Here is a 14,955-nt window from a genome sequence, read left to right as displayed (position 1 = left end):
ATTATATGTTATTTCCAAGGTCTAGAATTTGAGGCATCGGCTGAAGGGAAATCTTTAGGGATTTCCTGTGTTACTACTCCCGTTGCCGCCCATTCAGATCCTCGTTGAAGCGTAGTTATAAAGCCTGTACATTCCATAGAATAATCAAAGTGTCCTAGTGTGGAGTGAAAAACACGACCCTTGCCATAATTAATAGCCATTAATTGTGGTACGTGTTGTCCTAAGCCGGGAACATTGGGGTCCCAGGGTGGAGCATTCTTTTCAACATCGGCATATGCCGTGGCTAGTATAGTAGCATTTTCAAATGGTCCTCTCATACGTTCGTACATTTCATCTGGTGTGTGCAACCATTTTTCAGGTAAACCTTTCATGATAGGATGTTCCGCTGCCCTTGTAGTAATTTGAAATTCGTATTCTGGTCCATGAGAACCGCAAACACCAACTACGGTATCTTTTATAATTTCTCCTTGTTCATTATAGTATACGTAAGGTCCTGATTTTTCATCACGGCCACCCCATGCACCTAATCCGATCATTTTATTATATTCTTCCCATTCTCCCCATGCATTATCTGCAGCATGTATAACCACAAGTCCTCCGCCATTTTTCATATAACTTTCAAAAGCTACCCTAGTTTTAACGGGCCATAAAGGAGAATCGGCACCAAGGTTGGAAATGATAACGTCATAATTGTCAAAATTGAATGAAAAGTCCGATGTTTTAATAGGGCTGTGAGAAGTTTGATATGTTTTATCTTTCAAAGGGTAGGTCTCAATAAAAGATTCATAAGCTTCGGGGCGTGTTTTATTATATTTTATTCCTAACCATATAGAGTCCATTCTTTCAATATCTACTGCAAATAAATTGGTCTGTTCTAAATAGTCCTTTATCATCATCGTTGTTTTTGGCCACACGTAATGGTTGTTCTGTCCGTCAATAACAAGGGCTTTTATTTTTTTAGGTGACTGTATATGTTCGGCTATTTCTTTCTTTTTTTCTCCGCAAGAAATAAATAGAAAACTAAAAAAGGCAATTGCCATTATATTTTTCATGTTGATGGATTAAGGTTGTGTACAAATATTGTCACTAAATGTACATGAAGTAGACTAGATAACAAAAAATCAATATTGACTTCATTGGTTGTAAAAAGTAAGTTCTTATTTGCTGATCATCAAAACTGATCTTAAATTAGCGATGCATAAAAGTTGAAAACAATGAAAATATTAGGAATAGGCTCTAGAATATCACATACGGAATTTGGTAATGGTGTAATTACAAACGTATCCAGTAGTATGTATTGGGTGACATTTATGGATAGTGGTTTAGAAGCTATTGATATAGATTCTGACTACGAGGTAATCGAGGCAATTGAAAATGAAGTGGATACTGTAAGTTTTTTTGACGTGGAAAGTTCATTGGTCTCCATTTTACAAAAATGGAGCGACGCTACCCAGCGTGTTGCCATAGCCGATAAATGGAAAGGTGGTAATTTAATATTAGAACCAGGTGAGGCTGGTTTAAGTAATAAAGAGATACCTATAAATACTTTTTTTCATAAAATAGTGATGGTTCGTGATCGTATACGGGTTATGGAGCAAAAAATAAATTCCAGTAAAAATTTAGATGATCAAGAGAAGATAGATCTTCAACAATACATTACCCGTATCTATGGCAGTTTAACAACCTTTAATGTGTTGTTTAAAGCTAAAAGCGATCATTTTGTGGGTGATAAGGGGAGCAAATAAGCTGCTCAATGGAAATATGTTATTTCTGGATATAAAGTGATTTTAAGATTTCATATTGTTTTTTAACAATAGCTTCGTTTAAACCATGGGCTGCATTGGAGACTAAAACATATTCTTTTTTTGGAGCCCTGATTTTTTCAAAATAAGATTGATTTAATTTTTTTGAACAAAGAATATCACCTTCACCTTGTATTAAGATGACAGGTAGGTGAAAAGATTGTGCCGTTTTGTTGAAATTAATGTCCTGAACCATTGATTTTATACCAAGATCCACATCGCCAACAAGGTTTAAAAATGAATAATCATCTCCGTTGTAGCGGTCTTTACTGTCTTGGTTGTTTTCATATGCAGGGTCTATTTTGAACCATGAAGTTGGAGCAGGGGCAGCGTTTTCTTTTTCATACTGTTTGGTTATACGTAATAGTTGACCATAGGTTTTGGCTTTTGAATAAGGAGGTTGTCCTAAATCTTTAAGTTTTAAAATTATGGATTCATCTTTTTTTGTTTGTGCTATTTGGTACACTTCTGAATAGGCGTTTTTAATGTTTTCTGAAAAGTGGACAAATTGTGCATGGCCAATATACGCATGAAATAAATTAGGATTCTTTTGAGCCATTAAGGTACCAAGGATTGATCCCCAAGAGGTACCTATTAGTATGATTTTATTTTTGTTAAAGCGCTCAAGTAAGTATGTAGAGACCGCAATACCATCCTCGGTCATTTCTGCAATGGAAAGCGGGTTGTTCTGATAAAATGTTTCATTGACTTCTTCAGGAGCATTTTTTCCAAATGTTTTGCCGGCCCCGCGTTGGTCCCAATGTACAAGGGTGAACTCTTTTTCCCAATTGGTAAATGGCTCGTCTTTGTAATGGCTCATTGTACTACCCGGTCCACCGTGTACAAATAAAATAATTGGATTGGTGATGTCATTGCCGTTAATGGTAATCCATTGTTCAATACCACCAATGGTTATAAATTGTTCTTCTGATATTTTGGTTTGACCAGCAACCATATTAAATAATAAAAGTATAACACTAAGTGGAAATGGTTTTACAGGCATTTTAAGGATGGATTGATGATGAATACTTTAAGATACAAAGATGTGAGCAATTTTTTAATTATGTTGTGTGCATTTTTAAGTTTAATAAAAATTTGATATTTACTACTTTCTGTTGAGATTTAAGGTTCGGTTGTAAACCGTAATACTGTTTTTAGCTTACTTTCAGGCGTTTTCCTGAAATCGGACAAGTAGATTTCTTTGTGAATTTTAGATTTTCTCTTAAGCCCTTTATTCTTGGCATATGTTTCCATTATTTTAAATGTTTCGTCTTCCTTGTCAAAACTGCCCATGTGCAACATTTGAATACAATCACCTTCATCAATTGTCTTGAATTTTACCTTGTCAAGCACTTTTTGAGGCTTTTTATTCTTTACAAGTTCAAGCATTTCATAAAAGAAATTACTTGTAATGAAAGCGGGTTGCCGTATCATTAACTCAAAAACCAATTCATCTTTATTGATTTCTCCGGTGAAATTTAATTTTGCTTTTTCAGAGATGTCCCAAAAACCTTCTAAAGGGTAAACTGTCCAATCCATATAATTGTTTGGTAATAGTTCCATTTGTTTTAGGTTCATTTTAATTGTGTAAGCCGTACTGTATAAAGCTTGTATGTGTTCTTGAAAAAGTTTGCTGTTAGGGTTACCAGAACCCTTAATCGTGATATATTGAAATTGCGGAATGGTAATAAGTACAGGTTCCTTTTTGGGAAGGTAAATATTCTTTTCTTTTTTTCGCCATTCGTGTTTAAGGGAGTGCGCCATATAAACAAAGTAAATAAATATGTACAAAGGTTGCATTTAAAAATATCTAAATGAATTATAAAAGTAACCGCAGTGTTTATGCAAACAGGAAGTTATGTCTCATTTCAGCCTAGTTTTGATATATTTTTTTGGAACTATAGTTTTTTGATAATCATTGGTTATTTTAGGATTAAAATTATTTTATGGGACAGATAATAACATTTGGCGAAGTTTTAATGCGAATATCACCACGCGGCAATAAGAAATTTGTGCAATCTAATATTGTGGAATTTTATTTTGGAGGAACAGAACTGAACGTTGGTATATCCATTTCTAATTTTGGAGGAAAAGTAAAGCATATTAGTGCCGTTTCAGATGATTTTATTGGTGATACGGCAATGACCTATATTCAAAAATTTGGTGTTGATACTTCCGCTATCGTAAAATCAAAAAGACCTCTTGGCGTTTACTTTTTAGAAGTAGGTGCGGTAATTAGACCTAGTATGATCTCTTATAACCGTTCACATTCGGCATTCTCAGAAATTGAACCATCTAAGGTAAATTGGCAAACGGCTTTAGAGAATGGTGAATGGATGCATTGGACCGGTATAACACCTGCGCTGTCAAAAGGTGCTTATGACTTGCTAAAAGACGGTTTAAAACTGGCAAGAGAAAAAGGGATGGCGGTTTCTGCAGATCCAACTTACCGTAGTGGACTTTGGAAATATGGACAAGATCCTAAAGAAGCTTTGATCAATCTTTTAAATTACTCAACCATTTTTATAGGCGGAGTAAATGAAATTAATGAAGTTTTAGGAACAAACTTTGGTTATGATAATGAAGATTTCATTAAAGCAAGTAAACAGTTGATTCTTGAATTTCCGAGTATTGAAAAAGTTTTTGATAAAATTAGAACTTCTTTAAATTCATCATGGCACAAAATAAGAGCTAGAATGTGGAACGGTCAAGAATTTAGGGAAACTGAAGATATTGATATTACACATGTTGTAGATCGTATTGGGACTGGAGATGCATTTGCTGCAGGCTTAATTTACGGACTTCAGCAATATGATGATTATAAGGCTATGGAATTTGCAAGCGCAGCATGTGCTTTAAAACATACGTATGAAGGGGATGTTAATTTTGCGACGGTGAGCGAGGTGAATAATATTATTGCCGGAAATGTAACGGGTAGGTTGGTTCGGTAAATGCTATTTTGCCAACATTGATTAAATTGGTTTTATCAAATAAAATACTATCGTTTACACGTTAGCTAGTCGCGGTTATTTTAATGCTGCCGGTTATAGTACATGATTGTTTTAAGGTATTATAAATGGTACCATACTTCTCAATATTCTTTTTCAAAAGCGATTTGTTTATTGCGTCATCATCACTATAAATGGTTAAAGAGTACTCAATATCATTCATTCTTGAGGGATTTTCTAGTCTTACCGCAGATACTTCTAAAGATGTTTTCTGGTAATCAAATTTCATCATCATAGAAAAACGTTCCACATTTTTGAGCATACAGGCAGCAAAGGAACTCAAAAATAGTTCCGCTGGGTTAGGGAGTGTATTTGTTGTTTTAGCGGTTGTCCCAAAATCAATAACGGATTCTTTTACATGGATGGTGGCATCGTTCTTTGATTGGGAAGTGGCAAGTATGCTGTAATTCATCTTGAAATAATTTAAAGTAAAGTATTTGGTATATCTTTCTTTTAACTCATTCAAAATTATACCTGTAGAAGCAAATAATTACTGACAAATATCATCTTCATCTATCTACTTCAAGTACTAGTTTTTGTTTACGTTAATTAACGTTCAAAAAATCTAGGATAAGCTTAGCAATTTCCCTTGTTTTTTCTTCAGCGGCAAAATGTCCGGCATCTAGTAAGTGTATTTCTGCGTTTGGTAGGTCCTGTAAATAGGCTTCGGCTCCTTTGTAGTTAAATTTGACATCTTTTTTACCCCAGGCAATTAATGTTTTCGGTTGTTTTTTCTTTAGCATTTGTTGCCATTTTGGATATCTCAATAAGTTCGTGTAGTAATCTTGAAAAAGTTGTACTTGAATTTTGCGATCTTTTTCAGATGATAAAAAAGCCAAATCATGTACCCAAGCATCTGGACTTTGGGTGTTTATATTGGAGCTGTCTAGGTCAAACAAGTATTGTTTGTTGATTATGGCATCTCTACCGGTTAAACTATATAAAAAATCAACATTCTTTTGTGAGCTGTCTATCTGTGCGGATTTAAAAAATTCTTGTCGTTGTATAGTTAGCCCATCTAAATATGCATTGGCATTTTGAACTATTAGGGCTTCAATTCTGTCAGGATTATTCATCACTAATCTATATCCAACAGGTGCTCCAAAATCTTGCATATACATAACGTATGTGTCAATATTTAATTTATTAAGTAATCTTTCAGTGTAATCTGCTAATAAATCAAACGTATATGTAATATGATCAGGATCTAAATGTGTACTAAAACCTGAACCTAAATTATCGGGAGCGATAACATGATATTGTGTTGCCAACATAGGAATCAAATTTCTATATGTATGTGAAGAAGACGGGTAGCCATGCAAAAGTACAATGGTAGGTTTGTTTTTGAAACCCGCTTCCCTGTAGAACAACTTTACACTATCAATGTTCATATAGTTGTAAGTTGTGGCAGGTGGAAAAAAGTAATTTGTGCTTTTAGTTTTAACGTAAAGCTCGGTCAGGTCGTTACAAGCGAATATGAACAAGGTCATAATTACCATTGCAAGTTTATATTTCATTACTTCAGTTTAAAAATTAGATATGTTAAATTGTTTAAAACCCACTAACTAAGTCAATGGTTGGGACAAAATGCAATGAGTATGGTAACTTAATATAAAACCATAACCCTTGTAACTTAGGGTTATGGTTAAATTTTAAATGTAATATTAGTTTCTACCAGCCATTACTCCACCATCGGTATCCCATATGGCACCAGTAACCCAAGAGGCTTTATCTGATAATAGGAAAACAATACTATTGGCAATATCTTCTGATTCACCAAAACGTCCAATGGGATGAAAACCGTTAAAACCCACTAAAGCTTCCTTTGCAGCGGTCTCGCTACCAAAAACTCCATGATATACCGGTGTGTTGACTAAAGCAGGGGATACAGCATTTACACGAATGTTATCATCTGCCAACTCCATTGCTAAGTGTTGGGTAAGAGAGTGTAAACCTGCCTTTTGCATTGAGTATGCCGAAGAGGGTGTTGCTTTTACCGCTTGTTTAGCCCACATAGAGCCCACATTAACTATAGAGCCACCATTGGTGTCTTTCATTTTCTTGGCAGCACTTTGTGTAATAAAAAAGAATCCTCTATTAAGGTCTAAATAAGAGTTGTAATCTTCCATAGTGTGGTCTAAAAATGGTTTAGGACCAAATATACCGGATGCATTCACTAAATAGTCCAAGTTTTCCAGAGCATCAATCTCAGCTATTAAAGCATCTACATCGGCTATGTTAGATATGTTTGCCGTATGTTTTATCAAATTTGGTGCGTCGTCAATTTTATCGGTATTTCTTCCAACGACATGTACAGTGGCACCACCAGCCAATAAAGCTTTCGAGGTTGCATATCCAATTCCACTTGTTCCCCCAATTACTAGGGCTACTTTGTTTTCTAAATTTTCCATAATAGTTTTTATTTATAAATAATGATTAATTCTAATTCCAGTGTTTTGTTAAACACACACTGTATAGGTTTTTGTTATTATTTGATTTTTACGCTTAAACTTTAATATTGAAAGAGGATTGTGTTTATAAATCATGTTGTTAATGCTAGTTAAAGAAATGAAAAGTGGTCAAAAACAGACAGACAAGTCTGTCTGTAAACGGGTAAATTTTTTTACTCCAATATTTTTATGCACAAATTTTTAGATTCGGTAATTGGCCAATCTTTTTGATGCAAATGACTTTCACCTACCGCGCTTTCATAAAGTAAGTAAATTTGCCTTGCAAGGGTAGGCGCTTCATTACTAGTTAGATAATTCAAATTATTGACAATTAATTTTTCAATTTCCTCAATAAATTCTTTTTTTTGAGATTGAATTTCATTTCTAATGAGTTCGTTTTCTTTAGGAATTTCAGATACGGTTTTTATACACCAACAGCCATTAAAATCTTTTTCTTGGTAAAACATTTGTAAGAAATCAAATATGGCTAATATTTGATCTTTGCCTTTAGGTTTAGATGTGGTAAAAGACTCAAAATCTTTTAGAAAATTATGATTCTTGTATTGAAGATATGCTAAACAAATTTCTTCTTTTGATTTAAAATGATTGTATAAGGTAGCTTTTGCTATACCAGCTTCTGAAATAATTTCATTGATACCAGTTGAATTGTAACCGTTCTTATAAAATAGATAAGAAGCAGTTTCTGTAATTCTTTTTTTAACCTCGGCATGTTTCATATTGCAAATATATACAAATATATTAAAACAGACAGACTTGTCTGTTTTTTTTGGATTTTGAATATTCAGACTTGATTGTACATTATAAGTAAAAGCTGATATTAGCGTAGCATATATAGCGATTATTTACCTGTTAAGATTGCCGGTTTAGAATAGAAAATTAATAATGAAGTACCTCTAAACTAACACGATATAATAATACAATATGAGTTTAAGCTATGATACTTTCTTTTCCGATAAGTATTTCCAATAACGCTTAGGTACATGTTGCACATGTAGTTTTGTATTAATACGAGATTTAATGGTGGTACTTTTAAAATAATTGTTCCAAAGGTCCTGATATTCAAATTCTTCATCGATAAACACAGAACTTTTTTCAATTGTATTTGAATGTATATCGGTTAAATCAAGCGAAATGATTTCAACAGTATGTAAATCATAGAAGATTCCGTATTTACGTTTTACATCATAAATGATCCACTGTTGGTCTGCGTATCTATTTCTAAAATGTTTGGAGATTAAAGGTATAACATCAAAATCTGGTTCTATGTTTGCAAAATAGACATCATCTTTTGTTAGTTGAAAACGTACAAAAGCTTCCATACGGTGTTTTTCTCTCCCTACTTTATGTGCAAGTTGATTGATTTTTAAAACTCCGTCATCGCTAAAATCTGTAGAACCGTAATATTTACTGCCCATAAGTTTTTGAATATAATGATAGAGTAGGGCTTCAATATTATTGTGCTCGCTTAGAAAGGAAAAATAGATGTTCTTTATTGCTGTATTACTCTTTTTTTGAACACCGTTCCATACTCGTTGTGCTTTTTCAACATTGGTGAAAGTGGTTTCATTTTCTGCAAAAAGTCCGCTTTGTAGCTGATTGTTCTTCTGAATATCTGCATGCGTTAATTTCTGCTCAAATCCGGTGAATACAGCAGTTAAAAATCCGTTGAAACTGCCATCGTAAATTAAGGTTTTAGAAGTGTTCATACCTATAGTTTTAAAAGTTGAAGAAAAAGATTCTAGAAATTATTTTAAGTCTTTTTTTAATTTTACTTTTTATAAATACCAAATGGTATCCAGTGCATAATATTTTACTTTGAACACGAGCAATTATGGTATTCAGAATTGAAATTTGAGAAGTGGTTAAGGTGTTGTCAAGGGTTTCCATAATGTGTTAATTTATTAAATGGTTACTTTAATTAAATAGGGATAGTTGATTGTTATGTATATTTTTATACTTGCTATTTTGTGATTGTAAAATCATACCTTTTATTTTATTGGCATCAAGATCTCTACGTTCCCAATCACTAGAATTGCATATGATAAAATACTGAGCACGATTTAGGGCTACTCCCATTTTTTTAAGATGTTCCCAGTTGAGATTTCTATATTTCCTGCCACTTATTATTTTATGTACAGAACCCATTCCTATGCCTGGTATACGTGCTAACATTCGGGCATCTGCTTTATTGATATCAATAGGAAAATGATTAAGATTACGTAGTGCCCACATTAATTTAGGATCAATATCCATATCAAGATTGGGGTTGTTGACATCTAAAATTTCATTTACACTGAATCCATAAAATCGAAGTAACCAATCTGTTTGGTACAATCTATTTTCTCTTAACATTGGTACTTCAGAACCCAAAGAGGGCAATCTGCTATCACTGGATATAGGTACGTAGCCAGAATAATACACACGCTTCATATTAAAATTTTTGTAAAAGTGGGTGGCAGAATACATGATGTCCTTATCGCTTTCGCCGGTAGCACCAATAATCATTTGAGTACTTTGACCGGCGGGTACATATTTAGAGGTGCTTTTAATAATCTTCTTCTCCTCTTTGTAGCGTATAATTTCATCCTTTACCTTTTGCATAGGTTTAATGAAATCTTCATGTTTTTTGTCTGGAGCCAAAAGTTTAAGGCCGGAAATAGTGGGGATTTCAATGTTGACCGATAAACGATCAGCATATAAACCGGCCTCATACATTAATTCATCGCTTGCACCTGGTATGGATTTTAAATGAATGTATCCATTAAAATTTTCTTCTTCACGTAGTTTTTTAGCTACTGCAATTAAACGCTCCATGGTATGGTCTGCGCTTTTGAAAATACCGGAGCTTAAAAATAGGCCTTCAATGTAGTTTCTTCTATAGAAGTTGATGGTAAGGTCTACAACCTCTTGAATTTTAAAAGCAGCTCTTTTAATATCATTACTTTTTCGCGTAACGCAATACGCGCAGTCAAAAATGCAATGATTGGTCAATAAGATTTTTAACAATGAAACGCATCGCCCATCTTCTGTATAGGTATGGCAAATACCATTACCGGTATCGCCTAGACCATTATTCTTGTTTTTTCGGTTACTTCCACTGCTAGAACAAGAAACGTCGTATTTAGCGGCATCTGCTAATATGTTCAGTTTTTCTTTTATTCGGTTAAAATCCATATTTCGATTTGTAATTAATCCAAAATTATGGAAATATTCCTAATTATGGAAATAATCCAAATAATTAATTGGATATAATCCATAATTAGTATATTTGAGGTGTCAGGAAAGATAATGTCTTGATAGAAAATGACTTACTATGGAAAATGAATTGACGTTAAAACGATTTACAGATTTACGTAGGGAATTGGGTTATACCCAAGCGGAGTTTGCCTCACTAATCGGCGTATCGAACACCACAGCAGATATAGAACGTGGAAGAACAAAACTTTCAGGTAAAGTAGTATTAGAGTTATTAAAACAATTTAAGATCAATCCTCTTTGGTTGTTTGGGGAAAGTGAAGAGCAGTATTTGGAAACATCAAAAACCAGTGTCATACCAAAAGTAGTTACGGTTGATTCTGCCAACCGGGATAATATGGTTTTGGTAAACGCCAAGGCAGCAGCAGGGTATCCGCAAAATATTTCAGATACCAGTTGGTATAAACAATTGCCAGCATTTGATTTGCCTATTCCAGAATTTAGAAATGCAACCTATAGAGGGTTTCAGGTAGAAGGAGATAGTATGTTGCCTAATTTACATCCGGGAGAATGGGTGTTGGCTAGAGCTATTGAACACATAGATTATGTAAGTGCTAATAAAATGTATGTCGTTGTTTTGCAAGATTCCATTATGGTAAAGAAAATAGAGAAACGACCTAACTCAAATAATATCACGCTGGTTTCTTTAAATGAAACTTATCCTCCTTATGATATTAAGCCTTTTCAAATACAAGAAATTTGGGAAGTTAGTAGTAAGATAACTTTTAATGTTGATGCAAATACCGATAGTGGATTGTTACGACAACTACAAGAGTCTATGAAAGAGTTAAAAGATCAATTACAGCATGTTAAGAAAGTTAACTAAAGAATTGGTTTAACGTATAAACCGCTTTCTTTTAGTTTAAATCCTAAGCTTTTGTAGAGTGAAATGGCGGCTGTTCTATGGTGTCCGCTAAACAATAGTACCGTACTAAGCTTTTCTTGTTTTGCGTGTTCAAGCAGTTTTTTCATTAGTTTTCTCCCTATACCCTGTCCTCTATATTGCGAAGAAACTACAACATCTTCAATCATGCCTTTATGGCCAGAGACTACTTTATATTTTGCCATCATGGCTATGCCAACCAGTTTTTCCTTGTCCAAACAAACGACAACATCTGTAGTGTTGTAATCCGATAGAGCGGATGCTAAGTCCAATTGAGTTATTTCGGCATTGAGCTCTTTATATAATTCCGTAAGTTGAGATTGTAAATCTGCTGTAACTTCGTTAAATGTGATTAGTTTAATGATTAGATCCATAGTTTAAAATATAATTATTTACCCACAACCTCTCCCATAGATATAGATAAAGGACCAAGTTTATGGAGGGTAGGTAAAAATACTCCGCTTTCTGTTTTTGTCCAATCTTGCCACGTAGCTTCAACTCCGCCAATGGGAATGATCTTGGTCCAAAGTTTAAAGCTTTTTGGTTTTCCGCTAGGTTCTATAATCCACATATAAGAATCACCAGGTGTATCTCCACCTTGGGTATAGGTTACCAATAATGCTTCAGAACCATCTTTTAGATCCACTAAATAACGTTCTGTTCCATGGTCAAAAACTTTGAAAGGGGCTACTAACCAAAAAGAATCATTGTTGAAATAGCTTTGGGCTTTTTCTATTAAATCCTTAGTTTTCTCATAAGAGGTACTTGAATTGTTGATTGTAGCTTTACTGGAAGAAGGGGTGATCAGGTCTAAATGTACCGTGATATCATCCCATGAAACGGAGACAATTTCTTTTCTTCGATCCCATTTATAATGATGGTCACCACGAAATGACCATTCCAAGACATTGGTGTTATTATAATTTTTGTAATTAAGGGCATCTAACATTCTATAGGCTAAAGCATCTGCTTCCGGACCAGATTCTCCTGTAGGTAGGGGTTCATTATATAAATAATATAATACACCATAACCCATGGCAAGCACTAGTGCAAGTATTCCAATAAACTTAAATAGTTTCTTTATCATATGTATTATAAGATATTGATTTAAAATTTATTATAATAATATTTAATTCCTAAAATTATAATTTTTAGATACATCTAAAACCCAACTGCAGCGTCATCACCGCGTTTGTCTGCACCACCTTCAAGCTTGCCGTTGTCCAAAACACGTATAGCATCTACTTTACCTATAATGGGTGTTCTTTCCTCGTTGATAATATACCCTTTTGTTTTAAGCTCATCTGTAAGAGTGGTAGAAAAACCGTCTGGTTCAAAAATTACCATATCAGGAAGCCATTGATGGTGAAATCTTGGTGCGTTGACAGCATCTTGCATGCTCATTTTAAATTCATAACTATTTAAAATAGTCTGGGCTACGGCGGTTATAATGGTTGAACCTCCAGGTGTGCCAACAACCATCCAAAGCTTACCATTACGTTCAACAATGGTGGGGGTCATACTGCTCAACATCCTCTTTTCAGCAGCAATACTGTTTGCTTCCGCACCTACCAGTCCAAACATATTTGGTACGCCTGCTTTTGCGCTAAAATCATCCATTTCATTATTTAAAAAGAAGCCTAGCTCATCTGAATAAAGTTTAGAGCCGTAAGCACCATTGAGAGTCGTTGTAACAGATACCGCATTACCTTCTTGGTCTATGATGGAGTAGTGCGTGGTTTCCATGCTCTCAACAATTTCAATATTGCCATGTTGTACTTCGGAAGATTTGGTGGCTTGATCAAAAGAAAAATTAGCCATTCTTTCGTTTAGGTAATCCTCGCTTAATAATCGGTCAAAAGGTATATCTACAAAATCGGGATCACCCAAAAAGTAATTTCTATCCGCATAAGCTCTTCTAGATGCTTCGGTAAATAGTTGTACCATTTTAGGACTGTTGTGTCCAAATTCCTCAACATCATATTTCTCCATCATCTTAAAAATTTGATTTATGGTAACCCCGCCGCTACTAGGTGGACTCATGGAAATAATATGTAAATCCTTATAGTCAAACGTAATTGGATCTCTCCATACTGCTTGGTATTTTTCTAGGTCTTGTTCTGTAATATATCCACCTTTTTCTTGAATGAACGCTGCTAATTTTTGAGCGACTTCACCTTTGTAAAAACCATCTCTGCCGTTTTTGGCGATACTTCTAAACGTTTTTGCCAATGCAGGATATTTAATGGTATCGTTTTCTTTGAATTCAGTAGCAAATTTGGTGCTGTCACTATTTACTTCTATAAACTTATCTCTTTGACTGGCAAGTCTTTTTTCTTGATTTGCAGTAACCACTACACCACGTTCTGCCAGGGCAATTACTGGGGCCATAATCTCTTCAAGAGGTAATGAACCAAATTTTTTGTGTACTTCTATAATACCGGCAACTGTACCGGGTACCCCAATCGCGGTTGCTCCTAAAGTACTTTTGTTTGGTATTACGTTGCCCAGGGAATCCAAATACATGTCTCTATGGGCAGATAGTGGAGCTTTTTCACGGTAATCTAGTGCACCTGTTTCTCCGTTTGCTTTTCTATAGACCATAAAGCCTCCACCACCTAGATTTCCGGCAAAAGGATAAGCAACTACCAAAGCCATTTCCGTAGCAACCATGGCATCAAATGCATTACCTCCTTTTTGCATAATGTCACTTCCTATCTTTGAAGCTTCTTCACGTGCGGAAACAACCATTGCCTTGCTGGTAACTGTTCCGGTTGGTGCGGGTGGATTCTCTTTGCAGCTGCCAAAAATCACGAAAGCTATCAGTGTAATGGCTAATTTTAGATGGTTCATAGTTGGTTAAATATTTAGGTTAATTAAATGTATTTAATATTTTGATAATTAGATTTATAGGGTGTTATTTACTTAATAATGATATGTACTTATGTTTTGAAAATGTAATTAACTCTTCAAAAAATTCGGTGAATTCTTTTTCAAAAGAATAATAATGTTCTTCTAGGTCTATAATGGCAAAATTCATTTTAGATTTGTTTTTCGTTCTTCGGTTCATACCATTCAGTACATTGCCAATGCCTTCCATTTTAGAATAGTTGTAAAGCCAATTGTCAGAAATCATATACGGCATCATGCGTTTTACACCTTCAGGTAAAATTTCATAATTATCTTCCAAGAGGTCGTAAAAATCTTCTACAAATATGTCTAAAGGTGTGTCAGAATATTTGGACCAATTTTTAGCTAAAAAATGGTCGTAATAGATGTCTACGATAACTCTGCTATAGTGACTATAATTGGCATGCAATCTTCTACTGCTAATCTTTGGGATACTATGGGCATCTGTATAGGTGTCAATATGTCTGTGTAGTTTTATGCCCTTTTGAACTTTTGTAGGTAAGTGTTGAAATTTATTAGCCCGAATACTATCGGCAATAAAGTTGCCAATGGTGATTTCTTTGTCTCCGAATGATAGAAAGATATGTGCTAAAAAATTCACGCTATTATTTTTATGCTTATAAAGT

General features: G+C 34.4%; 16 protein-coding genes. 3 read left to right on the top strand and 13 right to left on the bottom strand.

Annotated features, from left to right (window positions below):
- Positions 1–8 precede the first annotated feature (8 nt).
- Complete coding sequence (locus I600_RS02435) at positions 9–1,052, bottom strand: ThuA domain-containing protein (protein ID WP_058102917.1); 1,044 nt, start codon at positions 1,050–1,052, stop codon at positions 9–11.
- Positions 1,053–1,214: 162 nt separating this feature from the next.
- Between I600_RS02435 and I600_RS02430 the strand changes: the two genes are divergently transcribed.
- Positions 1,215–1,745, top strand: coding sequence for a hypothetical protein (locus I600_RS02430; RefSeq protein ID WP_058102916.1), 531 nt, complete (start codon positions 1,215–1,217; stop codon positions 1,743–1,745).
- A 19-nt stretch (positions 1,746–1,764) separates the two neighbouring features.
- Here the strand turns inward: I600_RS02430 and I600_RS02425 are convergent, their stop codons facing one another.
- Both I600_RS02425 and I600_RS02420 read right to left on the bottom strand, forming a co-directional pair.
- The gene (locus I600_RS02425; RefSeq protein WP_058102915.1) at positions 1,765–2,805 is read right to left on the bottom strand and encodes an alpha/beta hydrolase; all 1,041 of its coding nucleotides are present in this window, start codon (positions 2,803–2,805) and stop codon (positions 1,765–1,767) included.
- A 119-nt stretch (positions 2,806–2,924) separates the two neighbouring features.
- Positions 2,925–3,566 (bottom strand): GyrI-like domain-containing protein, encoded by a 642-nt coding sequence (locus I600_RS02420; RefSeq protein WP_058102914.1) that lies wholly within the window; start codon positions 3,564–3,566, stop codon positions 2,925–2,927.
- Between the two features lie 182 nt (positions 3,567–3,748).
- On the opposite strand from I600_RS02420, the gene I600_RS02415 reads away from it, so the two are divergent.
- Positions 3,749–4,753 carry a sugar kinase gene (locus I600_RS02415; protein ID WP_058102913.1) on the top strand — a complete coding sequence of 335 codons (1,005 nt, stop codon included), beginning with the start codon at positions 3,749–3,751 and terminating at the stop codon, positions 4,751–4,753.
- A 61-nt stretch (positions 4,754–4,814) separates the two neighbouring features.
- Here the strand turns inward: I600_RS02415 and I600_RS02410 are convergent, their stop codons facing one another.
- The 6 genes from I600_RS02410 to I600_RS02385 all read right to left on the bottom strand — a co-directional run bounded on the left by I600_RS02410 (position 4,815) and on the right by I600_RS02385 (position 10,455).
- Positions 4,815–5,222: an OsmC family protein gene (locus I600_RS02410; protein WP_058104247.1), complete on the bottom strand. Its 408-nt coding sequence runs from the start codon at positions 5,220–5,222 to the stop codon at positions 4,815–4,817.
- Between the two features lie 133 nt (positions 5,223–5,355).
- Complete coding sequence (locus I600_RS02405) at positions 5,356–6,327, bottom strand: alpha/beta fold hydrolase (protein ID WP_058102912.1); 972 nt, start codon at positions 6,325–6,327, stop codon at positions 5,356–5,358.
- Positions 6,328–6,474: 147 nt separating this feature from the next.
- The gene (locus tag I600_RS02400) at positions 6,475–7,221 is read right to left on the bottom strand and encodes an SDR family NAD(P)-dependent oxidoreductase (RefSeq protein WP_058102911.1); all 747 of its coding nucleotides are present in this window, start codon (positions 7,219–7,221) and stop codon (positions 6,475–6,477) included.
- 212 nt (positions 7,222–7,433) lie between these two features.
- Entirely contained in the window at positions 7,434–7,997 is a 564-nt protein-coding gene (locus tag I600_RS02395; RefSeq protein ID WP_058102910.1) for a TetR/AcrR family transcriptional regulator, read from the bottom strand.
- A 216-nt stretch (positions 7,998–8,213) separates the two neighbouring features.
- The gene (locus tag I600_RS02390) at positions 8,214–8,987 is read right to left on the bottom strand and encodes a TIGR03915 family putative DNA repair protein (protein ID WP_058102909.1); all 774 of its coding nucleotides are present in this window, start codon (positions 8,985–8,987) and stop codon (positions 8,214–8,216) included.
- A 208-nt stretch (positions 8,988–9,195) separates the two neighbouring features.
- Positions 9,196–10,455: a putative DNA modification/repair radical SAM protein gene (locus I600_RS02385; RefSeq protein ID WP_058102908.1), complete on the bottom strand. Its 1,260-nt coding sequence runs from the start codon at positions 10,453–10,455 to the stop codon at positions 9,196–9,198.
- Between the two features lie 139 nt (positions 10,456–10,594).
- Here I600_RS02385 and I600_RS02380 point away from each other — a divergent pair, with 139 nt between their 5' ends.
- Complete coding sequence (locus I600_RS02380; protein WP_058102907.1) at positions 10,595–11,362, top strand: XRE family transcriptional regulator; 768 nt, start codon at positions 10,595–10,597, stop codon at positions 11,360–11,362.
- Here I600_RS02380 and I600_RS02375 read toward each other — a convergent pair.
- The 4 genes from I600_RS02375 to I600_RS02360 form a co-directional block, all read right to left on the bottom strand.
- Positions 11,359–11,793, bottom strand: a complete 435-nt coding sequence (locus tag I600_RS02375) for a GNAT family N-acetyltransferase (RefSeq protein ID WP_058102906.1) — start codon at positions 11,791–11,793, stop codon at positions 11,359–11,361. The two genes, I600_RS02380 and I600_RS02375, sit on opposite strands and share 4 nt — an antisense overlap.
- 14 nt (positions 11,794–11,807) lie before the next feature.
- Positions 11,808–12,506 (bottom strand): hypothetical protein, encoded by a 699-nt coding sequence (locus I600_RS02370; RefSeq protein WP_058102905.1) that lies wholly within the window; start codon positions 12,504–12,506, stop codon positions 11,808–11,810.
- A 74-nt stretch (positions 12,507–12,580) separates the two neighbouring features.
- Positions 12,581–14,272: a gamma-glutamyltransferase gene (gene ggt, locus I600_RS02365; protein ID WP_058102904.1), complete on the bottom strand. Its 1,692-nt coding sequence runs from the start codon at positions 14,270–14,272 to the stop codon at positions 12,581–12,583.
- Between the two features lie 64 nt (positions 14,273–14,336).
- On the bottom strand, positions 14,337–14,930 hold the full coding sequence (locus I600_RS02360) for an acyl carrier protein phosphodiesterase (protein ID WP_058102903.1): 594 nt from the start codon (positions 14,928–14,930) through the stop codon (positions 14,337–14,339).
- Positions 14,931–14,955: the final 25 nt, after the last annotated feature.

It is taken from the genome of Maribacter dokdonensis DSW-8, from assembly GCF_001447995.1.
GTDB classification, from domain to species: domain Bacteria; phylum Bacteroidota; class Bacteroidia; order Flavobacteriales; family Flavobacteriaceae; genus Maribacter; species Maribacter dokdonensis.
The sequence above is the reverse complement of the archived record's forward strand: the minus strand, read 5'-3'. Positions and strand labels throughout refer to the sequence as shown.